Annotated in this window: 22 protein-coding genes; 7 read left to right on the top strand and 15 right to left on the bottom strand. The window is 69.6% G+C overall.

What is annotated here, in order from left to right:
• Nucleotides 1-108: 108 nt before the first annotated feature.
• Nucleotides 109-1,539 carry a DUF4185 domain-containing protein gene (locus ACM26Y_RS23340; protein ID WP_003934547.1) on the top strand — a complete coding sequence of 477 codons (1,431 nt, stop codon included), beginning with the start codon at nt 109-111 and terminating at the stop codon, nt 1,537-1,539.
• A gap of 28 nt (nt 1,540-1,567) precedes the next feature.
• Here the strand turns inward: ACM26Y_RS23340 and ACM26Y_RS23335 are convergent, their stop codons facing one another.
• Nucleotides 1,568-2,059, bottom strand: a complete 492-nt coding sequence (locus tag ACM26Y_RS23335) for a MarR family winged helix-turn-helix transcriptional regulator (protein ID WP_054373201.1) — start codon at nt 2,057-2,059, stop codon at nt 1,568-1,570.
• 154 nt (nt 2,060-2,213) lie between these two features.
• Between ACM26Y_RS23335 and ACM26Y_RS23330 the strand changes: the two genes are divergently transcribed.
• From ACM26Y_RS23330 to ACM26Y_RS23315, 4 genes are all read left to right on the top strand, one after another.
• Nucleotides 2,214-3,239 (top strand): substrate-binding domain-containing protein, encoded by a 1,026-nt coding sequence (locus ACM26Y_RS23330; RefSeq protein WP_416062095.1) that lies wholly within the window; start codon nt 2,214-2,216, stop codon nt 3,237-3,239.
• Between the two features lie 80 nt (nt 3,240-3,319).
• Nucleotides 3,320-3,958 (top strand): AmiS/UreI family transporter, encoded by a 639-nt coding sequence (locus ACM26Y_RS23325; RefSeq protein ID WP_416062094.1) that lies wholly within the window; start codon nt 3,320-3,322, stop codon nt 3,956-3,958.
• A gap of 42 nt (nt 3,959-4,000) precedes the next feature.
• Nucleotides 4,001-5,038, top strand: a complete 1,038-nt coding sequence (locus tag ACM26Y_RS23320) for an aliphatic amidase (protein WP_003934543.1) — start codon at nt 4,001-4,003, stop codon at nt 5,036-5,038.
• 21 nt (nt 5,039-5,059) lie between these two features.
• Nucleotides 5,060-6,115, top strand: coding sequence for an AAA family ATPase (locus ACM26Y_RS23315; protein ID WP_416062093.1), 1,056 nt, complete (start codon nt 5,060-5,062; stop codon nt 6,113-6,115).
• Between the two features lie 97 nt (nt 6,116-6,212).
• Here the strand turns inward: ACM26Y_RS23315 and aztD are convergent, their stop codons facing one another.
• A complete protein-coding gene (gene aztD / locus ACM26Y_RS23310; RefSeq protein WP_416062092.1) occupies nt 6,213-7,451 on the bottom strand; it encodes a zinc metallochaperone AztD in 1,239 nt (412 codons plus the stop codon).
• 119 nt (nt 7,452-7,570) lie between these two features.
• Between aztD and ACM26Y_RS23305 the strand changes: the two genes are divergently transcribed.
• Entirely contained in the window at nt 7,571-8,758 is a 1,188-nt protein-coding gene (locus tag ACM26Y_RS23305; protein WP_003934540.1) for an AAA family ATPase, read from the top strand.
• Here the strand turns inward: ACM26Y_RS23305 and ACM26Y_RS23300 are convergent.
• The 4 genes from ACM26Y_RS23300 to ACM26Y_RS23285 all read right to left on the bottom strand — a co-directional run bounded on the left by ACM26Y_RS23300 (nt 8,712) and on the right by ACM26Y_RS23285 (nt 12,621).
• Complete coding sequence (locus ACM26Y_RS23300) at nt 8,712-9,296, bottom strand: sigma-70 family RNA polymerase sigma factor (RefSeq protein ID WP_416062091.1); 585 nt, start codon at nt 9,294-9,296, stop codon at nt 8,712-8,714. The two genes, ACM26Y_RS23305 and ACM26Y_RS23300, sit on opposite strands and share 47 nt — an antisense overlap.
• An 81-nt stretch (nt 9,297-9,377) precedes the next feature.
• Nucleotides 9,378-10,058: a nitroreductase gene (locus tag ACM26Y_RS23295; protein WP_416062090.1), complete on the bottom strand. Its 681-nt coding sequence runs from the start codon at nt 10,056-10,058 to the stop codon at nt 9,378-9,380.
• Between the two features lie 37 nt (nt 10,059-10,095).
• Nucleotides 10,096-11,523 carry a flavin-containing monooxygenase gene (locus ACM26Y_RS23290; RefSeq protein ID WP_416062089.1) on the bottom strand — a complete coding sequence of 476 codons (1,428 nt, stop codon included), beginning with the start codon at nt 11,521-11,523 and terminating at the stop codon, nt 10,096-10,098.
• A 90-nt stretch (nt 11,524-11,613) separates the two neighbouring features.
• Nucleotides 11,614-12,621, bottom strand: a complete 1,008-nt coding sequence (locus ACM26Y_RS23285; protein WP_054373207.1) for an NAD(P)H-dependent glycerol-3-phosphate dehydrogenase — start codon at nt 12,619-12,621, stop codon at nt 11,614-11,616.
• A 188-nt stretch (nt 12,622-12,809) separates the two neighbouring features.
• Here ACM26Y_RS23285 and ACM26Y_RS23280 point away from each other — a divergent pair, with 188 nt between their 5' ends.
• Complete coding sequence (locus ACM26Y_RS23280; RefSeq protein ID WP_003934535.1) at nt 12,810-12,980, top strand: hypothetical protein; 171 nt, start codon at nt 12,810-12,812, stop codon at nt 12,978-12,980.
• A 49-nt stretch (nt 12,981-13,029) separates the two neighbouring features.
• Here ACM26Y_RS23280 and ACM26Y_RS23275 read toward each other — a convergent pair whose 3' ends face one another.
• The 9 genes from ACM26Y_RS23275 to ACM26Y_RS23235 form a co-directional block, all read right to left on the bottom strand.
• Nucleotides 13,030-14,286, bottom strand: coding sequence for a benzoate/H(+) symporter BenE family transporter (locus tag ACM26Y_RS23275; RefSeq protein WP_416062088.1), 1,257 nt, complete (start codon nt 14,284-14,286; stop codon nt 13,030-13,032).
• Nucleotides 14,287-14,293: 7 nt separating this feature from the next.
• Nucleotides 14,294-16,978, bottom strand: a complete 2,685-nt coding sequence (locus ACM26Y_RS23270) for an AAA family ATPase (protein ID WP_416063742.1) — start codon at nt 16,976-16,978, stop codon at nt 14,294-14,296.
• Between the two features lie 11 nt (nt 16,979-16,989).
• Nucleotides 16,990-18,336 carry an MFS transporter gene (locus ACM26Y_RS23265; RefSeq protein WP_416062087.1) on the bottom strand — a complete coding sequence of 449 codons (1,347 nt, stop codon included), beginning with the start codon at nt 18,334-18,336 and terminating at the stop codon, nt 16,990-16,992.
• A gap of 109 nt (nt 18,337-18,445) precedes the next feature.
• Nucleotides 18,446-19,237 (bottom strand): 1,6-dihydroxycyclohexa-2,4-diene-1-carboxylate dehydrogenase, encoded by a 792-nt coding sequence (locus tag ACM26Y_RS23260; protein ID WP_054373226.1) that lies wholly within the window; start codon nt 19,235-19,237, stop codon nt 18,446-18,448.
• Between the two features lie 14 nt (nt 19,238-19,251).
• Complete coding sequence (benC, locus tag ACM26Y_RS23255; RefSeq protein ID WP_416062086.1) at nt 19,252-20,859, bottom strand: benzoate 1,2-dioxygenase electron transfer component BenC; 1,608 nt, start codon at nt 20,857-20,859, stop codon at nt 19,252-19,254.
• A gap of 33 nt (nt 20,860-20,892) precedes the next feature.
• A complete protein-coding gene (benB, locus tag ACM26Y_RS23250; protein ID WP_003934529.1) occupies nt 20,893-21,396 on the bottom strand; it encodes a benzoate 1,2-dioxygenase small subunit in 504 nt (167 codons plus the stop codon).
• 13 nt (nt 21,397-21,409) lie between these two features.
• Entirely contained in the window at nt 21,410-22,789 is a 1,380-nt protein-coding gene (benA, locus tag ACM26Y_RS23245) for a benzoate 1,2-dioxygenase large subunit (protein ID WP_003934528.1), read from the bottom strand.
• A 205-nt stretch (nt 22,790-22,994) separates the two neighbouring features.
• Nucleotides 22,995-23,993: a 2Fe-2S iron-sulfur cluster-binding protein gene (locus tag ACM26Y_RS23240; protein ID WP_054373209.1), complete on the bottom strand. Its 999-nt coding sequence runs from the start codon at nt 23,991-23,993 to the stop codon at nt 22,995-22,997.
• Between the two features lie 26 nt (nt 23,994-24,019).
• The gene (locus ACM26Y_RS23235) at nt 24,020-25,231 is read right to left on the bottom strand and encodes a cytochrome P450 (protein WP_416062085.1); all 1,212 of its coding nucleotides are present in this window, start codon (nt 25,229-25,231) and stop codon (nt 24,020-24,022) included.
• Nucleotides 25,232-25,251: the final 20 nt, after the last annotated feature.

Genomic DNA, 25,251 nt, shown 5'->3' with positions numbered 1-25,251 from the left:
AGGGATATAAAGACGCATATCCGCGTGCGGCGCCGTCGCGCCGCCGTGGCGGTACCCTCCTGTGCGGCGCCGGTCCGGCCGGCGACGTGACGCACGGGAGGGGAACCCATGAGACGGCAGGCGCCGGCGATCGCGCTGCTCGTCGCGGTGCTGGCGGCGACGCCGGCCCGCGCCGACGAGCCCGCGACGGACGGGGTGCCGGGGAGCGGCCCGTGTGCGAGCGACACGTGGCAGCACGAGTCGGTGATCCCGAAGGACCTCGACATCCCGGTGCCCTATCCGGTGATCACCACCGTGCCGTACCCGGCGCCGGAACCGGACCCGGTGCGGATCGATCCACCGCCGCTGCCGGTCGATCCGTGCACGGATCCGTGCCCGGACCTGACCGACGAGCCGGTTGATCCGGATCCGGTCTTCCCGCGGATCGCCTTGAAGCCCAGTCCCTTCCACCTCGGCATCCCGGTGCCCGGGGAGGGCGCCGCGCCGCCGCCACCTCCGGCGCCCGAGGCCCCGCCGATCGAGCCCGCCGCGCAGATCCCCGCGCCCCCGACGCCGCGGGTCGTCGAGGTCACCACGGTGGCGAAGCAGACCGGTGCCGGGTCCGTCAATCGGACGGACAAGCGCTGGCAGGTGTACGGCACCGATCTCGGCCTCATGTGGGAGTCGGAGCCCGGCCGGATCGCCGTCGCGTTCGGTGACACCGTCGGCAAGGGCTTCCATCCGCCGGGCGGGCAGGGCGGGGACTGGCGCAGCAACGTGCTGGCCTTCTCCACCGACCGCGACCTGACGGACGGGATGAGCTTCGATTCGATGATCCAGGACTCGCGGTGCCACGCCGCGGAGATCCTCGGCAGCCGCAAGCTCGACAACGTCGAGATCACCACGATCCCGACGTCGGGATTCGCGATCGGTGGCCGCCAGTACCTGACGTACATGTCCATCCGGACGTGGAACAGCATCCCCGGCACGTGGTGGACCAACCACGGCGGCATCGCCTACTCGGACGACGGTGGTTCCACCTGGGTCGAGGATCCGCATGCGAAGTGGGACAACATTTTCGGGGTCACCAACTTCCAGGTGGCTGCGGCGGTGCCGGCGCACGGCTACGTGTACCTGTTCGGCACCCCGAACACCCGGCTCGGCTCGGTGGCACTGGCCCGGGTGCCCGAGGACCGGGTGCTCGAGCCCGGCGCCTACCAGTACTGGCGCGACGGGACCTGGACGCCGGTCGGCGGATACACCGCGGCGACGCCCGTCGTGCACGGTCCCGCCGGAGAGTTGTCCGTGCGCTACGACGCCGCCGCGGACCGCTGGCAGATGACGTACCTCGACACCGCCGAGGCCGCGATCGTCGTGCGCGAGGCCGCGTCACCCCAGGGGATGTGGTCGGAGAGCGCACGCCTGGTCGGGGTGGAGCAGCACCTCGAGTTGTACGGCGGATTCATGCATCCGTGGTCGACGGACGAGGACTTGTACTTCATGCTCTCGACGTGGTCGGACTACAACACCTTCCTGCTGCGAGCGAGGCTCGAGCGTTGAGCCCCGCGCACCTGCCCCGGACCGAATGTCACATCGGGTCGATTCGATCGAACCCATGTGACATTCGGCCACGAGGTTCGCGGGTGGTGGCCTCCTCCAACGTGGCGAGGATCGGGTGCACGTCACTAGGTAGACCGCCCGGAAGTGGTCCCGGCCATGCCTGCTCGACGTCGCGCACGGACGCGGAGAGACGGTCGAAGAGTTTCCTGCCCCGCACACTCAGATAGACCCGGGTCTTCCGGCGATCGTGGGCGTCGGCCTCGCGGTACACCGCCGCGACGGAGACCAGGCGGTCGACGACCCGGGTGAGTGTCGGCGCCGGGGTGTGGGTCCGATCGCGCAGTTCGGCCATCGTCAGTCCCGGCCGGACCGCGAGTGCCTCGAGCACGAGGAAGTGGTCCATGTTGAGTTCGTCGGAGGAGAGGACCGCCTCGATCGACTGCGTGGCGAGGCGTGCGGCGAGGACGAGCGCGGTCGTCGCAGATGCTTCCCTCGATGTGGCAACACCTTTGTCCGACATGACAGCCCCCGAGCTATTGCACAGTCCACGTCTCACCAATAATACTTCCAAGTGAAATGATAGCCGACGTGCGGGTCGTGACCCGCGGTGCCGTGGGGGCACCGACGTGAGCGCGTTGCTCGATCGTGCACGCGCGTCGCAGTGGCGTGTGGCCATGGTGGTACCGCTCCAGGGGCCGGCCGGTCTGTTCGGCCCGTCCTGCGAAGCGGTGAGCGAGTTGGCCGCGCGCGACCTGAATTCGGCGGGTGGCGTCCTCGGTCGCGAGGTCTGTGTCCAGATCGTCGACGGGGGTGGCGACCCTCGGCGGATCGCCGCCGAGATTCGTCGCCTGGTGGCCACTCGTTCGATCGATGCGGTCAGCGGCTGGCACATCTCGTCCGTGCGTCATGCCATCGCCCCGGTGGTGACCGGCCGCGTTCCGTACGCCTACACGTCCCTCTACGAGGGCGGTGAGAGTCGTGGTGGCGTCTACTGCTGCGGTGAGACCCCCGCGCAGCAGATCGGACCTGCGCTGAAATGGTTGCGGGAGAACGTGGGGACGCGTCGGTGGTTCGTCGTCGGGGACGACTACGTATGGCCCCGCGGTTCCCTCGGTGCGATACGCATGTTCGCGCGCGAGTTCGACCTGCAGATCGTCGGCGAGTCGTTCGTCGACCTCGGGCGCGCCGACATGACACATGTCGTGGACGCGGTCGCGGCTTCCCGGTGCGACGGGGTGGTGATGCTCCTGGTCGGCCAGGATGCTGTCGAGTTCAACCGGGCCTTCGCGCGGCGAGGGCTCGCCGATCGGGTCGTCCGATTCAGCCCACTCATGGAGGAGAACATGCTGCTTGCGAGTGGGCCGGCGGCGACGGAGAACCTCTACGTCGCCGCCTCCTACTTCCGGTCCTTGGCCGGCGCCGACGCGATGGATCTGCTCACCGGGTACGTGGCGATGCACGGGCCGCACGCGCCCGCGCTGAACAATGCCGCCGAGTCCTGCTACGAAGGCATGAACACGTTGGCCGGTCTCGTGGCCCGCGCCGGAACGGCGGATACGGCCGCTCTCGACGACGTGGTGGACGGGGCGGCGTTCGACGGACCTCGAGGCACGGTCGAGTTCCGAAACGGAGTGGCTCGGCAGCGGATTCACCTGTCCATTGCGGACGGCGTCGACTTCGAGGTTCTGACGGCGCTCTGACGGACACCCGTTGACATGTGTGGCGCCGGCCACTACTTTCATTCGAAACAGTTTCATTTGGAAGCAATGAGAGGTCTCCGGTGGGCAATGTCGGTTTGCTGTACGTGGGAGCGGTCCTCCTCGTCAACGGGTTGATGCTTCTCTCCGTCGTACCTGCCAGGTCGGCCGCAGTGTTGAACCTGTTCGTCGGCGCGCTGCAGTGCGTCATCCCTACCGCCCTGCTGATCCAGGCCCAGGGGGACGCGGCGGACGTTCTGGCCGCATCCGGCCTGTATCTGTTCGGGTTCACCTACCTGTACGTGGGAATCGTGAACCTGGCCGGACTCGAGCCGCAGGGTATCGGATGGTTCTCCGGCTTCGTCGCGGTTGCCGCCCTCGTCTACTCGGCGGTGTCGTTCACCGTTGTCGGCGACCCCGTATTCGGGGTCATCTGGCTCTCGTGGGCGTTCCTGTGGGCGTTGTTCTTCCTCGTTCTCGCGCTCGGGTTCGACGGACTCACCCGATTCACGGGTTGGGTCGCGATCCTCCTCAGCCAGCCGACATGTACCGTCCCGGCGTTCCTCGCCTTGACCGGTAGCCTCCACGCCACCGCGTTCGCCGCGGCCGGTTGGGGGTCGGTCCTCGCCGTCCTCGTGGGAATCGCCGCTGTGCTCGGCTTCCCCGCATCGTCTCGTCTCGACGAAAAGCCTTCCCCCCAATACGGTCCCGTCCACAACTGAACTCGGCGAACTCGCCGGGCGAACTCGAAGAAGGAGCACGATATGCGACACGGAGACATCTCCTCCAGCAGCGACACGGTCGGCGTGGCGGTGGTCAACTACAAGATGCCGCGCCTGCACGACAAGGCCGGGGTACTCGACAACGCACGACGCATCGCCGACATGATGATCGGGATGAAGTCGGGTCTGCCCGGACTCGACCTGGTGGTGTTCCCCGAGTACTCGACGCAGGGCATCATGTACGACGAGCAGGAGATGTACGCGACTGCAGCGACCATCCCCGGCGACGAAACGGCCATCTTCTCGGCGGCGTGCCGGGAGGCCGACACGTGGGGTGTCTTCTCGATCACCGGTGAGCAGCACGAAGACCACCCGGCCAAGCCGCCGTACAACACCCTGATCCTGGTGAACAACCGGGGCGAAATCGTCCAGAAGTACCGAAAGATCCTGCCCTGGTGCCCCATCGAGGGCTGGTATCCGGGCGACACGACTCACGTCACCGAGGGCCCGAAGGGACTGAAGATCTCCCTGATCATCTGCGACGACGGCAACTACCCGGAGATCTGGCGTGACTGCGCGATGAAGGGCGCCGAACTGATCGTGCGTTGCCAGGGCTACATGTACCCCGCGAAAGACCAGCAGGTGCTGATGTCGAAGGCGATGGCGTGGGCGAACAACTGCTACGTCGCCGTCGCGAACGCCGCCGGATTCGACGGTGTCTACTCCTACTTCGGGCACTCGGCGATCATCGGATTCGACGGACGCACCCTCGGTGAGACCGGGGAAGAGGAGTACGGCATCCAATATGCCCAACTGTCGGTCTCGGCCATCCGCGACGCTCGCGAGAACGACCAGTCGCAGAACCACCTCTTCAAGCTGTTGCACCGCGGCTACTCGGGTGTCCACGCCGCCGGCGACGGAGACAAGGGGGTCGCGGACTGCCCGTTCGAGTTCTACAAGCTGTGGGTGACCGATGCGCGGAAGGCTCAGGAACGTGTCGAGGCCATCACGAGAGATACGGTGGGAGTGGCCGACTGCCGAGTCGGCTCGCTCCCCGTCGAAGAGACCGCCGAGGCGTAGCCGCGGATGCCGGGAGCCCAGATGCCCTATCTCACCGACATGTTCCACGACCAGAATCGCACGCGGGTGAAGATCGCGGAACCGGCCGATGCCCCAGCGGACAAGGGTGATCCGACGACGCTGTCGCACCGGCTCAACGCCTGCATCGTCGGGCAACGGCCCGCGGTCGACGCGGTCGTCCGCGCCGTGTCGCTGGCACGGGTAGGCGCGCACGACCCGACCCGACCCCTCGCCAACATCCTCCTCGTCGGGCCCACCGGCGTCGGCAAGACCGAACTCGTCCGCCGAGTCGCGGCGGAGTTGCGGTCCGGGCCCGACGACATGTGCCGGATCGACATGAACGCGCTCGCCCAGGAGCACTACGCCGCCTCCTTCTCCGGAGCACCACCCGGGTACGCCGGCAGTAAGGAGTCGTTCACGCTGTTCGACAGGAGCAGGATCGAAGGTGACCCGTACACCCCCGGAATCGTGCTCTTCGACGAGGTGGAGAAGGCAGACACCACCGTTCTGCGAGCGCTCCTGCAGATCCTCGATCACGGGGAACTGCGGCTCGCCAACGGCCAGCAGACGATCTCGTTCCGCAACAGCTACGTGTTCCTCACGTCGAACCTCGGATCCCGCGAGGTGGCGCGAAGAAGACGCGCCCCGTGGGCGCGGTTGGCTCGCCGCGCAGGATGGGGGCCACGGTCGGAGGGCAGCCGCGTCGTCGTTCGGAATGCGGTGGAACGATTCTTCGATCCCGAGTTCTTCAACCGCCTCGACGACACGGTGGTGCTGAACGAGTTCGACGACCGGACGGCCGAGGAACTGACGCGCCGGGAGATCGAGATCGTCACAGGTCGACTCGCCCGCCGAGGGATTGTGGTCGACATCGGATCCGACGTCGTCGCCCTGGTGTGCACCCGAGGATTCGACCCCGTCTACGGAGCACGAGGACTCCGGCGCACCATCCGGAACCTGGTGACCGAACCGGTAGCAGCAGCGGTGCTCGAGCATCGTCCGCACGGTTCCGCACGACTGACTCTGTCGGTCACCGTCACCGACGGCGAGATCCGCGTGACCCCCCGAGCCCCCTGACCACCCTGACCGCCCCCTGACCGCCCCCGACCCCGGCCGAATGTCACACCGGTTCGATGACATCGAACCGGTGTGACATTCGGCCACGGGCACGAGGCTAGGTGCCGGTGATCTCGTTGGGGGTCTGCGGCAGGGACGCGGTCTGCACCTGGGCGGAGTCGAGATCGACCGCGTGCAGTGCGTTGTTCGCCGGGTCCGTGACGTAAGCGGTGTGACCCTGCACGTACAGGGCCGGGCGCGGCGACTGCCATTCGTCGGGTTCGGTCCACGGGGCGAGAACATCGATGCGCCGCACCGCCGCGCCGCTGTTCTGGTCGATCACGTGCAGCGCGCCGTCGGTGCCCAGGACGAGCGCCTCACCGTGGGGTCCGCGTCCGAGCGAACGGAACGTGTAGCTGGTGCCGAGGTCGACGAGCCGTAGCTCGCCGGTTCGGGTATCGGTGAGCGAAACGCGCTGGGGTCGTTCGAGTTCTGCGTCCGGATCGCTCTTGTAGTCGCCGAGAACGACGACGGATTCCTCGGATCCGGCCTGGTTTCCGATCCGGCCGTACGGATCCGGCGAGGCGACCTTGGTGATCGTGCCGTCACGGTAGACGAGCAGGCCGTCCTCGCAACCCAGCACGACGGTCTCGTCGGCGGCGACGGCCTCACCGTGCACGCCGGGGCACTGCTCGTTGCGGGTGAGCTCCCGGCGTTCGGCGTCGAGCACGACGATGCCGCTGCGGGATTCGCTGTCGCCGAGAGTGACGATCAGGCTGCCGTCGGCCAGCGCCACCGCCACGCCGTGGTGCGCTTCCGGGGCGGTGTAGGTGTCGGCCCGGGGCTTGCCGTCGGCGAGCTCGGAGGGGTCGAGGATGTCGATGCGGCCGGTGCCGTCGTCGAAGAGCACGGTCCGGCCTGCGTGCCGGACGACGTGCCCGGGCTTGGTGGCGGCGAACTCGACGTCGGTGAGGGCCGGAGTACCCGCGTAGTGGTGCGCGTGGTCGCCGTGGGGTTCGGACCAGCTGCCGGTGTCGAGGGCGCGGAAGCCGCCGGTGGTGGAGACGAACACGTGCCGGCCGTCGCCGGCGGGAGCAAGTCGGTTGAATCCGTCGAGTGGCAGATCGGCGACGACGTCGAGGTCGTTCGCGTCGAGGACGAGGATGCCGCCGTCGTAGGTGACGGCGAGCCGGGGCTCGGCGGCGGCGACTTCGGCGGGTGCGGCCGAGGTGGGAGCGGGCGCGGCGGTGTCGTCGGCGGTGGAGGTGGCGCAGCCGGCCACGAGCACGGTGGCGCAGCCGGCCACGAGCACGGTGGCCGGCCCGGCGGTGAGCGCGAGACTTCGGGAGGACTTCATGCCGGAACATCTACGCTTTATTGCAAACGAATGTCAAAGTCTATTATGCGAATGCGCGCATCCGCGACACGCGGCGGAAGGAGGGAGGTGTCCGTACGCAGCGCCGTTACCATCGACCGATGGACCCGGTCCGCAACCCGTACGCTCCCGGCGCGGGGCAGCGTCCGCCCGAGCTCGCCGGCCGGGCGAAGCAGCTCGACGCCTTCGACGTGGTGCTCGAACGGATCGCCCGCGGCCGGCCCGAACGCAGTGTCGTGCTCACCGGGCTGCGCGGCGTCGGCAAGACGGTCCTGCTCAACCAGCTTCGCTCCGCGGCGATCTCGCGGAGCTGGGGTACCGGCAAGATCGAGGCCCGGCCCGATCAGGACCTGCGCAGGCCGCTGTCGTCGGCGCTGCACATGGCGGTACGCGAAATCGCTCCGGCCCACCCGCATCCCGAATCGGTCGAGTACTTCCTCGGCGTGCTCAAGTCGTTCGCGTTGCGGGCGACCGCGGACAAGGGCATGCGCGAACGGTGGCAGCCCGGCATCGACGCGCCCGCGGTCAAGGGACGCGCCGACACCGGCGACCTCGAGATCGACCTCGTCGAGCTCCTGATCGACGCCTCCGGGCTCGCCCGCGACGTGGGGGTGGGCATCGCGCTGTTCGTCGACGAGATGCAGGACCTCGGCGCGGCGGACATCTCCGCGATCTGCGGGGCGTGTCACGAACTGAGCCAGGACGCGGCGCCCCTCATCGTGGTCGGCGCCGGGCTGCCGCACCTGCCGGCGGTGCTCTCCGCGTCGAAGAGCTACTCGGAGCGGCTGTTCAGCTACCACCGGATCGACCGGCTCGACCGCGACTCCGCCGACGTCGCGCTCCTCGCGCCGGCCGAGCGTGAGGGCGTGACCTTCACGGCGGAAGCCCTCGACGCGCTCTACGAGACCGCCGACGGATATCCCTATTTCGTCCAGGCCTACGGCAAGGCGACGTGGGACGTTGCGGCGACGAGCCCCATCACCGCCGACGACGTGCGGGTCGGGGCACCCGCTGCCGAAGAGGAACTGGCCGTCGGGTTCTTCGGTTCCCGGTACGAACGCGCCACACCCGCCGAGCGCGAGTACATGCGCGCCATGGCCGACCTCTCCGGCGACGACGGTCCCGTCGCGACGTCGAAGATCGCGGCCGAACTCGGCCGCAAGCCGGCGTCGCTGTCGCCCGCCCGCGACGGGCTCATCAAGAAGGGGCTCATCTACTCCGCCGAGCGGGGCTTCATCGGATTCACCGTGCCGCACTTCGGACGGTATCTGCGCGCTCAGCACGACTGAGCTGCACCCGGATTCGCTGCAGGGCCCGGTGCTGGGCGATCCGGACCGCGCCGACCGACGTGCCGAGCAGCGCGGCGGTGCGTTCGGCGCTGTAGCCCTGCAGGATCCGCAGCTGCACCACGCGGCGCTGCTGCTCCGGCAGCAGCGCGAGTTGCCGGCGGACCGCGGTACGCAGTTCCTCGTCGAGGACGCCCTCCTCCGGACCGGGGCCGGCGACGTCGTGCAGCGGTGTCACGGTGCGCGCGGCCTTGCGCCGGACGTCCGCGACCTTGTGCGTGGCGATGCCGAATGCGAAGCGCAGCAGCGACGCACCGCGATCCTGGTAGCGCGGGAGTGCCCGTGCCAGGGCGAGGCACACCTCCTGGGTGACGTCCTCGGCGGGGGTGTGTGCGCTGGTCCCCTCGTCCATGCGTGCGGCGCAGAAGTTCAGCACATGGGGGCGAACGGAACTCACCACCACGCCGACGGCGTGCGGTTCACCGGCGACGGCGCGCGGTACCCATCGGCGGAGCAGTTCCTCGGTTTCGATGCGGTGCACGGGGTGTCCTCTCGGGCAACGGAAGGTGGGGAGTTCCACCATCCGTCGCCCGGGCGCCCCGGGCCAGGACCCCTGGGGTGGTTACTCCTCCACCCACCGCACGGTGTCGTCCAGGCTCGCGCGGTCGGTGCGGCAGGTGTTGGCGGGGTGGCTCTCGTCGGCGTATCCGAAGGAGATCGCGCACACGATGTCGCGCTCCGTGGAGATGCCGAGTTCGCGGCGGACGGCGCCGGCAGCCATCGCGACAGCGGCCTGCGGGACGGCGGCGATGCCGAGTGCCTGCGCGGCGAGGAGCAGGGTGGCGACGTACCCACCGCAGTCGACCGCGCCGTAGGTGCCGAGGGCCTTGTCGGTCGTGACGATCGCGACGTGCGGCGCTCCGAAGAAGCGGTAGTTCTCGAGCATCTGCTCGGTGCGGCGGGCGTAGTCGTCGCGGGCGATGCCGAGGCTGTTGTAGAGCGCGTACCCGGCGCCGCGACGACGCTCGGCGTACACCCCGCGGTACTCGGACGGGCCGGCGATGTCCGGGTCGAGCCGGCCGGAGGCCGCCTGCTCGTACACCGCGGTCCGTAGCCGATCGACGGCGTCCCCGCCGACCAGGACGACCTCCCACGGCTGGGAGTTGCACCAGGAGGGGGTGCGCTGCGCCATGCGCAGCATCGTCTCGATGTCCTCGCGGGGTACCGGCTTGGACAGGAATGCCCGGCAGGAGTAGCGGGTGTCGAGCAGTGCCGAGAGCGAGGCGCGGTGGTCGATCGTCATGTGACCAGGGTCGCACAGGCGCTTGCATAGCGCTCGTTCAGGTCCGTTGTGCGGGACCGGCGGTGGTGTAGTTCTCCCGGTCGAACCGCCGGGTCCGGAGCCGGTATCCCCAGGACGAGGCCGGCCACAGCGACCGGTTGACCTCGCCGCGGTCCAGGTACCAGCTCCGGCACCCGCTGGTCCATACGGTGCCCGACGAGCGTCGGCGCATCTCGTCGGCGAACTCCCGCTGCGCGGCGGCCCGTACCTCGAGGGCGGCGCCCTCCCGGTCGGCGGCGTCCATCGCGGCAGCGACGTAGCGGAGCTGGCTCTCGATCATGAACAGCAGCGAGGTGTGACCGATCCCGGTGTTGGGACCGCCGAGCAGGAACGCATTGGGGAACCCGGCCACGGTCGTGCCCAGGTGCGCCGACGCACCGTCCCGGCCCCACCGCTCGAGCAGGGTGCAGCCGTCGCGACCGACCACGGGCAGTCCGGCGAGGGCGGCGGAGACCCGGAATCCCGTCGCGTACACCAGGACGTCGACCGCGTGGTCCCGGCCGTCGGCGGTACGCACGCCGTGCGGGCGCAGTTCCGCGATCGGGCTGGTGACCACCGTGCTGGAGTCCCGGACGAGTGCGGGGTAGTAACTGTCGGAGAACAGGATTCGCTTGCAGCCGATTCGGTGCGGCGGGGTCAGGGCGCGACGCAGGTCCGGGTCGGGCACCTGCCGGTGCAGGTGCCGCAACGCCCGGGACTCCAGGCGAGCGAGTCGGCGGCCGGACCCGGTGAGCGCGGGGACGAGCGCTTCGCCGCGCCAGTACTCGACCGTCCGGCGCGCGCGGTGCGGCAGCGGCAGACGCTGTGCGCGCCGCGGCAGCACCCAGGCGGGCGTGCGCTGGAACAGGGTGAGGTGGTCGGCGACGTCGGCGAGGTGCGGAATCACCTGCGCGGCGCTTGCGCCGGTCCCGATCACGCCCACGCGCCGGCCGGTGAGGTGGGCGCCGTGGTCCCACCGGGCAGTGTGGAACGCGGGGCCGCCGAAGGAGCCCTCGAGGCGGGGGATCTGCGGGACGTTCAGGGCGCCGGTGGCCAGAACGAGGAAGCGGGCCGCGTAGGCCGGGCCGTGGTCGGTGCGCACGTGCCAGCGGCCCGTCGACTCGTCCCACCGGCACGCGGCGGCGGCCGTGCGGTACACGATCCGGTCGTCGAGTCCGTTCTCTGCGGCGAACGCGTGCAGGTGCGCGAGGATCTCGGGCTGGGTCGCACGGCCGCGGGCCCAGGCGGCCTGGGGTGTGGACGAGTACGAGTACAGGGCGGGATGGATGTCGCACTCGCACCCCGGGTAGGTGTTGTCGCGCCACGTCCCGCCGAGGGCGGCACCGCGTTCGAGGACGAGCACGTCGCGGCCGCGTCGCCGCAGGTGTGCGGCGGCACCGAGCCCGGCGAAGCCGGCTCCGACCACGAGTGCTTCGACGTCGATCACTTGAACAGTGTGCAAGTTCGGGGCCCACCAGGCAAATCAGGAAATATATTGCTCTCTACCTCATATTCGAGATTGCCGGATATCTTCCGATCAGACCACGTCTTCCTCGTTGCCCGGCGTGACCCGGCGCAGTCCCCGGTACGCGTCGGCGGGGGAGCGGCGGCCGGCCACGACGGCCTCGACCTCGGCGGCGATGGGCATCTCCACGTCGTACTCGCGCGCGAGTTCCATCACCGTCGGCGCGGTCTTCACGCCCTCCGCGACCTGGCCCAGCCGGGCCACCGCCTCGTCGAGGGTTAGCCCGCTCGCGAGGGCCTCGCCGATCCGGCGGTTGCGCGACGCGGGGCTCGTGCACGTCGCAATCAGGTCGCCCATCCCGGTCAGGCCCGCGAACGTCCGCGGGTTGGCTCCCATCACCTCGCCGAGCCGGGTCATCTCGGCGAGCCCCCGGGTGAGCACCATCGCCCGGGTGTTGTCGCCGACCCGCAGCCCCTCGGCCATGCCTGCCGCGATCGCGACGATGTTCTTCAGGACGCCGCCGAGTTCGCAGCCGAGGACGTCGGTGTTGCGGTACACGCGGAAGACCTTCGAGGCGAACAGCGGTTGCAGGGCCGCCGCGACGCGTTCGTCCGCGGTGGCCACCACTGCGGCCGCCGCCATCCCGTCGGCGACCTCGCCGGCGATGTTCGGTCCGGCCAGCAGCCCCACCGGGTGACCGGGCAGGCATTCGCCGATCACCTCGGTCGGCCGCAGGCGGGTGCCCGGTTCGAGTCCCTTCGCCAGCGAGAGGATCGGCACCCAGGCCCGCACCTCGTTCGATATCTCGGCGAGGGTGGCGCGGACGGCGTGGGACGGCACCCCGACCACCAGCACGTCGGCCTCGTGCGCGGCCTCGAGAAGGTCCGAGGTGGCGCGAAGGTTGGCCGGCAGGGTTCGCTCGCCGAGGTACCGGGTGTTGCGGTGCTCCTCGTCGATCTCCCGGGCGGTGTCCGGGTTGCGGGACCAGAGCAGGGTCGGGGTGTTGCGGGCCGACAGTCCTGCGACGGTGGTACCCCACGAACCGGAACCGAGGACGACGACGCGAACCGGACGTGCCATGGGTTGTGGATCCTGTCTGCGAGGAGGAACGGTACGGCCTCAGGGTGTCAGTTCGCCCGTCCCGGCGCCGGATTTTCGCGGTATGTCCGTCCTCCGTCGCTGTCGTCCCGCATGTGCTCACTGGCACGGTTCATACCCTAGGGGGTATATTGACCGCAGATTCCGATCATCCCCCGAGGAGGACGCCCATGTGTTACCCCGTCACCTGCTCCAAGTGCGGAAAGACCGGCTGGGGCGGCTGCGGCCAGCACGTCGACAGCGTGATGAAGTCCGTGCCGGTCGCCGAACGGTGCACCTGCGACCAGGACTCCGCTCCCCAGGCGAAGTCCGGCTTCTTCGCCTCGTTGTTCGGCCGCTGAGTTGTTCGGCCGCTGACGGCCGGCGGGTGCGCTCGCGCACCCGCCGGGGTCATCGGGCCCAGTCGCCGCGCTCGAGCAGCCGCGACACGAGCACCCCGGCCACCAGCCCCCAGAACGCCGCACCGATGTTCCAGAACGTCACGTTCGCGGCCGTGACGACGAACGCCACCAGCGCCCCCATCGTGTACTTCGAGGCGAACGCCGTCACGAACGCGCCCTGCAGCGCCCGCAGCATCGCCAGGCCGCCGAGGGTCGCGACGAACGCTGCCGGCGCAGCTGTCATCCACCGCACGAACAGCGGGGCGAACAACCCGAACACGATCGAATAGAGCCCGAAGCACACGGCCGCCGTGTACTGACGGCTCCGCTCCCCGGACGCGGTGAGCAGTGCGTTCGTCGGGCCGGTCAGACACGTCGACACCGCACCCACGCAGGCCGCGCCCAGTGACCACACCCCGCACGCGATCGTGGTGACGTTGATCGGAGGCCGGTGCCCGGCCGCCGTGAGCACGGCGATGCCCTGCCCGTTCTGCACCACCAGCACGGTGATCGCCAAGGGAATCACCAACTCCAGCAACGCCGTCCAGGTGAACACGGGAGCGGTGAAGACGGGGGAGGCAAAGATGCCCGATCCGCCCGGCGCGGGCGAGAAACGCCCCGACGCGGACACCGCCACCGCCCCCGCGATCAGCGCCCCCAGGATCGGCGGCAACCACCGGCCGATCCGCCCGAACGCGCTCAATGCCAGGAACGTCAGCACCATGGGCGCCGCGATCGCGGCGTCCGCGCCGAGCGCGACCACCAGGTCCACGCCGAACTTCAGGAAGACACCCGCCACCATCGCCATGACGATCGGCATCGGCAGCGCCTCCATCACCCGCCGCACCAGTCCGGACGCTCCCAGCACCAGCACCAGCAGGCCGGTGACCAGGAACGCGCCGATCACCTCCGGCCAGGACAGGTGACCCAGCGACCCGCCGACGAGGATCGTGCCGGGAATCGTCCAGGCGAAGCCGAGCGGCTGCCGGTAGGCGACGCTCATCGCGACCGTCAGCACCCCGTTGAGAACGAAGATCCCGAAGATCCACGACGCGAGTTCGGCCGCGTCGAGCCCACCGGCCGCGCCGGCCGCGAGGACGACCGCGACCGGGCCCGTCGACGAGAACACCAGGCCGATCACGCCGTTCGCCGCATACTCGACGCCCAGATCCCGCAGCACCCGGCGGGGCCGGGTGAGGGGCCGGGCAGGCCGCTCGAGCAGGTCGGTATCGCCGGGGCCGGTGGTCTTCTCGTCGACTGTTGTCATCGCTTCCTCACTCGTCCTCGCGGAATCGGGCGGCGAGCTCGCTGCGCGAACGGATGCCGAGCTTCGCGTAGACCCGGGTCAGGTGGTACTGCACCGTCTTCACCGACAGGAACAGCTCACCCGCCACGTCCTTGTTGGTATTGCCCGCGGCCACCAGCGCGGCGACCGCCTTCTCCTGCGGCGTCAACGCCGCCAGGTCCATGTGTGTCCGGCGGGCACCGTCGCCGCTCGCCTTCAAGCCACCGGCCTTGAGTTCGCGGTCACAGCGCTGCACGTACGACGTCGCGCCGAGCGTCGCATACAGTTCCCGGGCGGTGCGCATCACCGCGTCCGCCTCCCGCCGCCGACCGGCCCGCCGCAGCGTCTGGCCGTACGCGAAGTTCACCCGGGCCCGGTCGTACGGCAACGACAACGTCGCCAGGTTCTCGAGCGCGGCTTCGAACGTCTCGCGCGCGGCGTCGATGTCCCCGCGTGCCCCGTGGATCCGTCCGCGCACGTATCCGAGTCTCGCCCGCGCGGACAGGTGTCCCCGGGAGCCGGCCAGGTCCTCGAACGGACGGAGGAATTCGTCGGCCTCGTCGACGCGCCCCGTCATCACGAGGGCATTCGCATACAGGTCCGGCCACGGCCAGAAACCCGGCTCCACCAATGCCTGCCGTCGACGCGCGGTGAGCGGCGCCAGGTGCCGCAGGACGCCGTCGTAGTCGGCGGCGACCTCGGCGCACTGGGCGGCCGCGATGCAGGCCGGCACCACCATGACGGCATAGTCGGTGGCACCCGCGCGGCCACGTCGCAGGTGCTCGCGGGCCAGAGCCCAGTCGCCCCGCAGGGCGTGCACCTGGGCGCCGGTCCAATGCACCAGGGGCCGAAGCAGATCCAGACCCGCGGTGTCGAGCTGCGCGGCGGCCCGGTCGACCGTGCGGACAGCGTCGTCCCAGGCGCCCAGCGCGAACTCGGTGCGGGCCAGCCACGCCTGTGCCCACAGCGAGATTCGGATCGATCCCCCGCGGAAGACCGTCGGCTCCGCGCTCTCCAGTTCCGCTCGGGCCCGCTCCGGCTCGTCGAGCGCCAGCGCCAGCCAGCCCTCCGCCATGCGGATGCGCTGGCCCTGGGCGCCGAGCCGGACGTTCTCCGGCAGTGTGGCGTACGAGGCGCGGGCCTCGTCGACGTGGCCGGTCATGGCCAGGCCGAGTCCGCGGATCGCGGCCGACTCGACGGCGGCGGGGGTGTCTGCGGCCACGAGGGACGACGCGCGGTCGGCCCATTCGACCAGGCCTTCCCCGTCGAGCCGGGCCAGCGAGTGCAGCACCATGCGCTGGCAGATCATCGCCCCCAGGTCCGGGTCCCGGGCCGGGTCCGGGAGCAGTTGCCATGCGCGGGTGAGGAGTTGGGTGGCCTCGTCCTGCCGCCCGCGCTGGATGGCGAGATAGCCGAGCACCACGTCGCGCATGGCACCGTCGGGCGCGGTCTCGACGGCCGGAACGAACGTCAGCGCCTGGGGCAGATCCGCCGCGCCCGTGAGGGCATCGACGCCGCGCATCAGCCGCTGCGCGCGCTGGTCCCGGTCGGGGCTGATGCCGCTCGCGACGATCAGGGCCTCGGCAGCATCAGACCACGCGCCGACGGCGGCGCGGCGCCGGCCGTACCGATCGAGGCGGTCCGCCAGGTCCGCGTCGGCGGTGGCGGTGGCGGAAACCAGGTGGGTGAGCGCAGCCCCCTCGTCGTCGACGAGTTCGGCGGCGCGGGCGTTCAGGTCGCGCCAGCGGGCGGGGCCGATGTCGTCGGCGACGGCGGCCCGGGTCATCGGGTCCGGGAAGACGAGGGTGACCGTGCCGCGCTGCTCGCGTCGGCACAGCACTCCGGCGGTGTGTGCGGCGTCGAGCGCCGCGATCGGGTCCGCCAGACCGGCCAGTGCCGCCGCCTGGGTCAGTGTGCATTCCGAGCCGAGCACGGCCGCCGCCTCCACGAGTGCCCGGGTCTCGGCCGGACAGCGGTCCAGCGTGCGGCGCACGGCGCCCGCTCGTTCCTGCGGAGCCGGGAACCGGGCCCGCCAGTGCTGCCACTGGTCGCGGGGGATCTCGTCGAGCAGCTGCAGAACCGGACGGGGGATGCCGTGGGTGTGCTCGAACAGCCGCCGCGCGGTCCACGGTGACAGGTCCACACCGATGCGGGCGAGGGCGAGCTGGGCGATGTCCTGGGGTCCGAGCGGTCCCACGTGCACGGCGAGGGCGCGGTGGTGATCGAGCACCTGCCGGGTGCTGTCGGGGATCGTGTCCGGCAGCGGATCCACGATCACCAGCAGGACGAGCAGCTGCCTGCCGTGGGCACGGCGGACGGTGGACGACAGGGCTTGCAGCGACTCGGAGTCGGCCCAGTGGGCATCGTCGACGACGAGGACGGTGGGATCGTCCACCAGGGACAACAACTCGTGTGCCACTTCCACCGGATCACGTCCGGTGGCGGGGGCCTGCAGCAGTTGCTCGACGGTGCTCCACGCGCGCCGCGCCTCCCACGGGACGCCCGCGGATGTACGCACCTGCCAGCCGTCGAGCAGCTCGGTGAATCGTTGCACCAGAGCGGACTTGCCGATACCCGGAGGGCCCTCGACGAGGGCGAGCACGGGTGAACCGGCTCGCGCCTCGCCGAGGTGACGGTCGAGCTCGGAGAGCTCCCGGGTACGTCCGACCAACATGGTGGGCTGAGTCACACTTCCACGGTAGTGGGGCCGGGCGCCGCAGCCCCCGGGGTTCGGGCAACGTACTGCGCACCCCGCCGGACGGGGACGAACACCGTCACCAGGGCGCCGGCCACGGCGATGCCGGCGAAGATGTAGAAGCTCACGTCGTTGCTCAGCCCGGCGCCGATGAGCAGGCCGCCGATGATGGGGCCGAAGATGCCGCCGAGCCGGCCGAATCCGGCGCACCAGGCGACGCCGGCGCCGCGCGCGGCCGTCTCGTAGTAGTTGGAGACGAACCCGTAGATGAGCACCTGGGTGCCGATCGTGCCGACCCCGGCGATCGCCACCGCGGTCAGCAGGACCGGCAGCGGGAAGCCGAAGGTGAGCAGGATCAGTGCCAGGCCGGCGAGGCCGAACGTGGTGGCGATGACCGGCTGGGGGCCGCGTCCGTCGGCGATCCGGGAGGCCAGGAGGCCACCGATGATCGCGCCGCCGTTGAGCACCAGCAGGAATGCGAGCGAACCCTTCGCGTCGTAGCCGGCGTCGGCCATGATCTTCGGCAGCCACGTGTTCAGCCCGTAGGTCAGCAGCAGCCCGGCGAAGCTCATCAGCCCGAGCAGGGTGGTGCCCAACGCGTAGCGGCGGGTGGCCAGTGCGGCGAAGCCGACCTTCTCGGCCGGGGCCGGAGCGGCCGTGGGCCGGGGGAGGCCGAACTTGTCGCAGACCGCGGCGGCCTCGTCCGTGCGTCCGCGCGCCTGCAGCCACATCGGGGATTCCGGGAGCTTGACCAGAGCCAGGGGCAGCAGGATCACCAGAGGCAGTGCACCGATCCAGAACAACCCCCGCCAGCCGATGGCGTCGCGCAGCACGATGGCGAGCAGGGAGGCGAGGACGCCACCGGCGGGGACGCCGCTGTAGACGATCGCGTTGAACAGGTTCCGCTTTCCGGGCGGGGCGAACTCGGCGACCACGGCGCCCGCGGTGGCGACGAGACCGCCGACGCCGATGCCGGTGAAGAAGCGCAGGATGCCGAAGGAGGTGATGCTGGTGGCCATCGCGGCGGCGCCCATGCCGACGGAGAACCAGACGATGTTGATCAGCATCATCTTCCGGCGCCCGATCCGGTCGCCGAACGCGCCGCTGAGGAGGGCGCCGACCATGACGCCGATGAGGGCGTACGAGCCGAGCGCGCCGCCCTGCTGCGCGGAGATCGCGCCGATCTGGCTGGGGTCGGCCATCAATGTGGGCAGGATCGTCCCGTAGACGACGAGGTCGTAGCCGTCGAAGATGATCGCCAGCGTGGCGAGGGCGACGACCCAGATGACGCTGTTGCGGTGCCGGGGACTCGCCCAGGTGGTTGTGTTGTCGGCCATGTCGGCTCCGGTCTGTGAGTGCGGTCACAAGGAAAACGGGGCAGAAAGAGGGCCTCACCAGCAGGGGATCCCTGGCCTGCCGGTGAGGCCTGTGGCGGAGCTGGGGTGGTTATCCCAGGTCGCCGCCGGCGACGGGAAGGACCGTGCCGGTGATGTAGGAGGCCTCGTCCGAGGCCAGGAAGGTGATCGCGGCGGCCTGCTCGTCGAGCGTGCCGTACCGCTTGAGCAGTGAGGAGTCGACGGTCTGGTCCACGATCTGCTGGTACCAGGTCTTCTCCTGCTCGCTCTGCGCGGCGGGGCCGCGCGCCACCCGCCGGGCGGGGGCGTCGGTGCCACCGGGGGCGGTGGCGACGACCCGGATCCCGTGCGGGGCGGCCTCGAGGGCGAGCGCGGCGGTGATCGCGTTGACCCCGCCCTTGGCGGCGGCGTACGGGACACGGTTGACGCCGCGGGTCGCCACGGAGGACACGTTGACGATCGTGCCCGACCGTTGCTCGATCAGATACGGCAGCACCGCGCGGCACGTCCACAGCGTCGGGAACAGCGAGCGCTGCACCTCCGCCTGGATCTGCTCCGGCGTGTAGTGCTCGTACGGCTTCGCCCAGATCGTCCCGCCGACGTTGTTGACGAGCACGTCGATGCGGCCGTGCTGCTGCCGGGCTTCGTCGATCGCGGACTGGGCTCCCTCGAACGTCTCGAGGTCGGCGGTGACGGAGTGCGCCTGGAAACCCTTCTCGCGCAGCTCCTTCGCCACCTCGTGCACCAGCTCGGAGCGGTCGACGAGGATCACGGATCCCCCTTCGGCCGCGATGCGGGTCGCGACCACGAGGCCGATGCCCTGCGCGGCGCCGGTGACGGTGACGACCCTGCCGTCGAAGCGGCCCGGGTACACGGTGCCCATCGGGAGGAGGACGCTCACGCGATCTCCGCCTTCGCGGAGTCCTCGATGGCGCGGCGCATCGTCGCCTTGGCGTGCTCGGCATGGCTGACGATGAGATCGCGCGCCGCCGCGCGGTCCTTGCGCTCGAACGCCCGCACGATCTGCAGGTGGTCGTGCGGAACCTGCTCGTCCACCCACTGTGCGGTGCGCAGGACCTTGCGCATCAGCTGCGTCACCTCGAGACGGTTGTACGCCTCGAGCAGCACCGGGTTGCCGCAGCAGCGGAACAGGAACTCGTGGAAGGCGGCGTTGGTGTCGGTGAACGCGCCCGCATCGGTGAAGCGGTCGTGGTCGATCGACGCGGTCGACGCCTCGGCGAGGATCCGGAACTCCACGAGCTGCGCGTCGGTGAGCCGGCCGATGGTCAACTCCAGCGCGCCGAGCTCGAGCGCCATGCGCGCATCGAACTGGGCGTCGGACTCGGTGACGGGCGGGTGCTCCTCGCCGATCTCGTAGTTGTCCTGTGCCACGGCGTTCGCGGACCCGAGCGACACCGGCAGTCCGGTTTCGGCGGCGGCCTTCTCGGCCGCGATGCGCTCCGCCTCGGTCGGCTCGGGAGCCTGCTCGGCGGCGCCCGTCGCGGAGTTGTTGAACTTCTCGAAGAAGAAGTTGGCGGGCGTGAGGCCCTCGTTGTCGAAGTGCGTGCGCACCGCCTCGACCATCGGCGGCGGCCCGCACAGGTACACGTCGACGTCGCCGTCGTTGAGGTGCTTGGGCTCGAACAGCGACGTGACATAGCCCTTGTTCGCGGCCGAGGTGGCCGGGTCCGAGACGCAGTACTCGAACATGAAGTTCGGCAGCGACCGCGTGTACTCCTCGAGCTTGTCGAGTTCGACGACGTCCTGATCGAACGAGGCGCCGTAGATCAGATGCACCGGCAGATCGCTGTCCTGCTCCTGCATCCTGGCGAGGATGGCCAGGATGGGGGCGAGTCCGGTGCCGCCGGCGAGCAGCAGCGCGGGCCGGGTGCGCTCGCGCAGGAAGAAGCTGCCGAGCGGACCGGTGAACTCGAGCGTGTCGCCGACCTGGGCGCGGTCGCGCAGGTACTCCGACATCAGACCACCCTCGGTGATCTTCACCAGGAACGACAGGTGCGGATCGTTGGGGCCGGTGCTGAACGAGTACGACCGGGTCTGCCCGGTGCCGGGCACCGTGATGTTGACGTACTGGCCGGGCAGGAACACCAGCTCGTCGCGGTTCGGGATCTCGACGGAGAACCCGACGGTGCTGTCGGAGAAGCGACGGATGTCGGTGATCGTCGCCGTGTAGGTCGCGGCGGAGGTCTTCGCGACGTCGGAGGTCGTGGCGATCTGCAGCACCAGGTCCGACTCGGGCGTCATCTGGCACGGCAGGCAGTAGCCCTGCTCGGCCTCGTCGTCGGTCAGCGCCTCCTCGATGTAGTCGCCACCGTCGTAGGTGCCGGACTCGCAGAGTGCCTTGCAGGTACCGCACGCGCCGTCACGGCAGTCGAGAGGAATGTTGATGCGCGCCTTGTACGACGCGTCGGCGACCGTCTCGTTCGGTCCGCACTTGACGAAGCGGGTCACCCCGTCCTCGAAGCTCAATGCCACCTGGAAACTCACGGCACGGGCCTCCTTTCGTGAATCGGGGGTGGATCAGACGACGTAGACGTCCACGATGTGGTGGATGTAGTCGTTCTTGAGCACGATCTTCTTCTTCTTGATCACCGGCTGGGCGCCCGAGACGTCGAGCGTGACGAAGGTCGTGCCGAAGTAGGTGTCGGTGGTGTTGTACCGGTAGTACAGCGAGAACCAGTTGTGGCGCAGGTCGATCTCGGTGCCGCGGCGCTCGAGGATCTCGACGTTGGTGATGTTGTGTCCGGTGCGCGGTTCGGGCAGCGACGTCGCGGACGAGCGGTCGGTGCGGATGCGGAACACCCGGTCCTCGAGGCCGCCCCGGTTGGGGTAGTAGATGAGCGAGATCTCGCGCTGCGGGTCCGTGGTGAGCTCACCGTTGTCGTCCCACGCCGGCATCCAGTACTCGGCCTGCGGGTGGTAGCACTCGAGCCACTTCTCGAACTCGCGGTCGTCGAGGAGACGGGCCTCGCGGTAGAGGAACTGCTCGATGTCGTTCTGGGTCAATTCCATTGCGGTGGTCATGTTCTCGTCTTCCTCAGCGCTCGTTCGCGGCGGTGGACTCGGCGGCGGCCTCGGCCGCGACGGCCTTGCGCATGCTGTCGAGCCAGAAGCCGTGCTGGATCGGGTACAGGCCCTCGTCCTCGGTCTTCACCCCGCTCGACAGCACGTTCTTCATGCCGAGGTCGAGGGCGACCTGGTCCGGCCCGTTCAGCTGGTGGGTGGCGCCGCGGCTCAGGTCGTTCCACGGGGCGGCGGTGGCCAGGTAGGTCTTCTGGCAGGACCGGAACTCCTCGAGGTCGTCCGGGGTGGCCATGCCGGTGGCGTTGAAGAAGTCCTCGTACTGCCGGATGCGGTTGGCACGGGACTCGGCGCTCTCACCCTTCGGCGCGATGCAGTAGATGGTGACCTCGGTCTTGTCCACCGAGATCGGCCGGAAGTGCCGGATCTGCGAGGAGAACTGGTCCATCAGGTACACGTTCGGGTACAGGCACAGGTTGCGCGACGCGCCGACCATGAACTCGGCTTTCTTCTCGCCGAATTCGGCGGCGAGTTCCTCCCGGCGCGGGTAGAGCGGACGGTCCTGCGGGTTGCCCCACCACATCCACAGCAGCAGATGGCCGTTGTCGAACGAGTGGTAGCCGCCGCCCTGCTTGCCCCAGGTGCCGGCGTCCATCGCCTTGGTCTCGTTGGCCGACTCGCCGGCGGTACGGCGCGCGGTGGTGGCCGCGTAGTTCCAGTGCGTGGCCGACACGTGGTAGCCGTCGGCGCCGTTCTCGGCCTGCAGCTTCCAGTTTCCGTCGTAGGTGTAGGTGGACGAGCCGCGCAGCACCTCGAGGCCCTCGGGGGACTGGTCGACGATCATGTCGATGATCTTGGTGGTGTCACCGAGGTGCTCCTCGAGCGACTTGACGTCGGCGTTCAGGCTGCCGAAGAGGAACCCGCGGTAGCTTTCGAAGCGGGCGACCTTGGTCAGGTCGTGGCTGCCGTCCTTGTTGAACTGTTCCGGGTAGCCGGCGTCGCGCGGGTCCTTGACCTTGAGCAGCTTGCCGTTGTTGCGGAAGGTCCAGCCGTGGAAGGGGCACGTGAACGTCGTGCGGTTGTCGGTCTTGCGGCGGCACAACATGGCGCCGCGGTGGCTGCACGCGTTGATCAGGCAGTGCAGCTCGCCCTCCTTGTCGCGGCTGATCACGATGGGCTGGCGGCCGATGTAGGTGGTGAAGTAGTCCCCGTTGTTCGGGATCTGGCTCTCGTGCGCGAGGTAAACCCAGTTGCCTTCGAAGATGTGCTTCATCTCCAGCTCGAAGATCTCTTCGTCGGTGAAGATGTTGCGGCGCACCTGGTATCGGCCGGCCTCCGCGTCTTCGACGAGGGCGCCGTCGAGTTCGGCTCGCACGTGGTCCAGGGTCTCGGTCATGGGGATCCTCCAAAAGGGTGTCGGTCGGCCCCGGATGGCGAGCGGGGCTGTCTCCGCGTTGCATCCAGACTGCCAGCATGTGGCCGCAGTCACACCAGGCAAATGCCTAGGCCTACCTAGGACCCTCGGCAGGAGGGTAAGAGGTCCTCAATCGCCCGGTGCGTCCTTCGGGCTGCCCAGGCAGCCCGAAGGACGCACCGGGCGACTACACCGCCGAAGTGAACTTCTCCCGGCGGATCCGGCGCGGCGACATCCGTCGCCGCTTGAACGCCTTGACCGCGCTGTCGACGAACGCCTCGGACCCGCAGATGTAGCCGGTGTACTCCTTCGCCGACGCCACGTCCTCGACGAACGCGTCGGTCGCGTAGCCCTCGCGGTCGCCGCCGGTCGCGCGGCTCAGGCAGGTGACCAGCCGCAAGCCCGGGTGCTGGCCTTCCCATTCCCGCAGCAGCGCGACGTCGTACAGGTCCTCGGCCGTACGCACCCCGTGATAGACGGTGATCGCCCGGTGCGGGTCGAGCGCCAGGGCGTGCCGCACGATGCTCTTCATCGGGGCGAGTCCCGTCCCGCCCGCGAGGAGGACCATCGGTCCCGTCGATTCGGCATCGAAGGTGAAGTCGCCGAACGGTCCCGTGACGTCGACCCGGTCCCCGACCGAGACGGCCCCGAAGATCCATCCGTCGCTGGCCACCCCGCCGGGCCGGCGGCGGATGTGCAGTTCGAGCAGCTTCGGCTCGCTCGGCGGGTTCGCGAGGGAGTACTGCCGCCGGACGTCCGTGCCGGGCACCGTGACCTCGACGTACTGCCCCGCCGAGAACTCGAGCGGGGCGTCCAGGGTGAGCAGGACGCGCCGGGTGTCGCGTGCGATGTCGCGGACCTCGGTCACCGTGGCGACGAGATCCCGCAACACGTGCGTGGCCGTGGTCTGCTCGCCCGCGGGAGGTTCGACGACGGTGTCCGCACAGACGGTCGCCTGGCAGGCCAGGGCGAATCCGTCGGCCCGCTCGGTCTGCGGCAGGGTGTCCTCGGGCGAGGCGTTGTGCTCGACCGAGCCGGAACGGACGCGGATCTTGCACGTGCCGCATGTGCCCTGGTTGCAGGAATTGGGCATCCACACGCCGCCGCGGAGGAGGGCGTCGAGGACGGTCTGATCGGGTCCGCACGGCACGGTGGTGGTGCCGACGGTGACGGTGTGCTGGGTCATGGCAGTTTCCTGATCGCTCGGCGAGGTCAGATTTCCCACGTGACGTGCAGCGCGGTGGGGCCGCGGAAACCCCAGCCCCAGAACTCCACATCGGCGTCGGTGTCACGCTCCAGGTTGGGGATGGTCTCGAGCAGCTCCTCGAGTCCGATGCGGCACACGTGGTTGGCGAAGTAGATGCCGGCGCACGCGTGCCTGCCGGCGCCGAACGCCAGGTGCGGCAGCGGGGGGCGGGTCATGTCGTACGCGGTGGGGGCGTCGTACTTGCCGGTGTCGTGGTTGGCCGAGCCGTACGACAGGATCACCACGGTGCCCTCGGCGATGTCGATGCCGGCCACCGTCGTGTCGCGGGTTGCGATGCGCGCGGTCGCGGACCAGATCGGCGACGTCCAGCGCATGCCCTCGGCGATCGCGCGGGGAATCAGATCCGGGTCGTCGACGACGGCCTCGAACTGCTCGGGCCGGGTGAACAGGCCGGCGAGGGTCGAGCCCATCGCGTGGCCCGGTTCCTGCATGGCGCCGAGCAGGAACACGTACAGCGTCGGATAGATGTAGTCCCGGCCGCGGGTCTGTCCTTCCGGCATGCCGTCGTGCAGCCAGTGCGAGATCGCGCTGTCGTCCGGGTGCTCGATCCAATGGTCGATCAGCGGGTCCACGACGGCCTGGATCTCGGCCTTCGCACGGTCGCCGTCCGCGAACCGCTCCTGGTTGGCGAACTCGCCGTTCTCGTCGACCTCCGCATTGGTGAACGACAGCGACAGCCGGTGGAACCAATCGCGCAGCGTGTCGGAGGAGACGTCCTTCAGGCCGAGCAGGTCGCCGAGCGCGCGGACGCTGACCGGCTCGCAGAACTGGGCCATGAGGTCGGCTCTGCCGTCGGACTCGAAGGCCTCGACGTACCGGCGGGCGATCGGCCGGACCAGGTCGTCGATCCACCGGTCCACCTCGGCCGGCTGCAGCGCCGGCTCGACCATCGAGCGCAGATCCTGGTGGATGTCGCCGTTGACGCCGATGATCGCGGGATGCCCGAAGGTGCGGCCCCCGGCCGGGGTGATGATCGCCTCGAAGTCGTCGCTGGTCGCGATGGCATGGCAGGTCTCGGTGGTCGAGGCGACGTAGGCGCCGAGCACCGGCACGTAGGCGATGGGTGCCTCGGCGCGCAGCCGCTCGTACACGGCGTACGGGTTGCGCTCGAGCTGGGTCATGGTGATCTCGTCGATCCACGAGAGGGTGCTCGTCATGGGTTCTGCTCCTGGATGTG

This window comes from Rhodococcus indonesiensis, assembly GCF_047782815.1.
Taxonomy (GTDB): Bacteria; Actinomycetota; Actinomycetes; order Mycobacteriales; family Mycobacteriaceae; genus Rhodococcus; species Rhodococcus indonesiensis.
Note: the sequence above shows the minus strand (reverse complement) of the source record. Positions and strands in the feature narration are given on the sequence as shown.

What these genes read in the sequence shown, in the direction of transcription:
- ACM26Y_RS23340 (WP_003934547.1), top strand. Translation starts at nt 109, where the DNA reads ATGAGACGGCAGGCGCCGGCGATCGCGCTGCTCGTCGCGGTGCTGGCG.
- ACM26Y_RS23335 (WP_054373201.1), bottom strand. Translation starts at nt 2,059, where the DNA reads ATGTCGGACAAAGGTGTTGCCACATCGAGGGAAGCATCTGCGACGACC.
- ACM26Y_RS23330 (WP_416062095.1), top strand. Translation starts at nt 2,214, where the DNA reads ATGGTGGTACCGCTCCAGGGGCCGGCCGGTCTGTTCGGCCCGTCCTGC.
- ACM26Y_RS23320 (WP_003934543.1), top strand. Translation starts at nt 4,001, where the DNA reads ATGCGACACGGAGACATCTCCTCCAGCAGCGACACGGTCGGCGTGGCG.
- ACM26Y_RS23315 (WP_416062093.1), top strand. Translation starts at nt 5,060, where the DNA reads ATGCCCTATCTCACCGACATGTTCCACGACCAGAATCGCACGCGGGTG.
- aztD (WP_416062092.1), bottom strand. Translation starts at nt 7,451, where the DNA reads ATGAAGTCCTCCCGAAGTCTCGCGCTCACCGCCGGGCCGGCCACCGTG.
- ACM26Y_RS23305 (WP_003934540.1), top strand. Translation starts at nt 7,571, where the DNA reads ATGGACCCGGTCCGCAACCCGTACGCTCCCGGCGCGGGGCAGCGTCCG.
- ACM26Y_RS23295 (WP_416062090.1), bottom strand. Translation starts at nt 10,058, where the DNA reads ATGACGATCGACCACCGCGCCTCGCTCTCGGCACTGCTCGACACCCGC.
- ACM26Y_RS23285 (WP_054373207.1), bottom strand. Translation starts at nt 12,621, where the DNA reads ATGGCACGTCCGGTTCGCGTCGTCGTCCTCGGTTCCGGTTCGTGGGGT.
- ACM26Y_RS23280 (WP_003934535.1), top strand. Translation starts at nt 12,810, where the DNA reads ATGTGTTACCCCGTCACCTGCTCCAAGTGCGGAAAGACCGGCTGGGGC.
- ACM26Y_RS23275 (WP_416062088.1), bottom strand. Translation starts at nt 14,286, where the DNA reads ATGACAACAGTCGACGAGAAGACCACCGGCCCCGGCGATACCGACCTG.
- ACM26Y_RS23270 (WP_416063742.1), bottom strand. Translation starts at nt 16,978, where the DNA reads ATGTTGGTCGGACGTACCCGGGAGCTCTCCGAGCTCGACCGTCACCTC.
- ACM26Y_RS23265 (WP_416062087.1), bottom strand. Translation starts at nt 18,336, where the DNA reads ATGGCCGACAACACAACCACCTGGGCGAGTCCCCGGCACCGCAACAGC.
- ACM26Y_RS23260 (WP_054373226.1), bottom strand. Translation starts at nt 19,237, where the DNA reads ATGGGCACCGTGTACCCGGGCCGCTTCGACGGCAGGGTCGTCACCGTC.
- benB (WP_003934529.1), bottom strand. Translation starts at nt 21,396, where the DNA reads ATGACCACCGCAATGGAATTGACCCAGAACGACATCGAGCAGTTCCTC.
- benA (WP_003934528.1), bottom strand. Translation starts at nt 22,789, where the DNA reads ATGACCGAGACCCTGGACCACGTGCGAGCCGAACTCGACGGCGCCCTC.
- ACM26Y_RS23240 (WP_054373209.1), bottom strand. Translation starts at nt 23,993, where the DNA reads ATGACCCAGCACACCGTCACCGTCGGCACCACCACCGTGCCGTGCGGA.
- ACM26Y_RS23235 (WP_416062085.1), bottom strand. Translation starts at nt 25,231, where the DNA reads ATGACGAGCACCCTCTCGTGGATCGACGAGATCACCATGACCCAGCTC.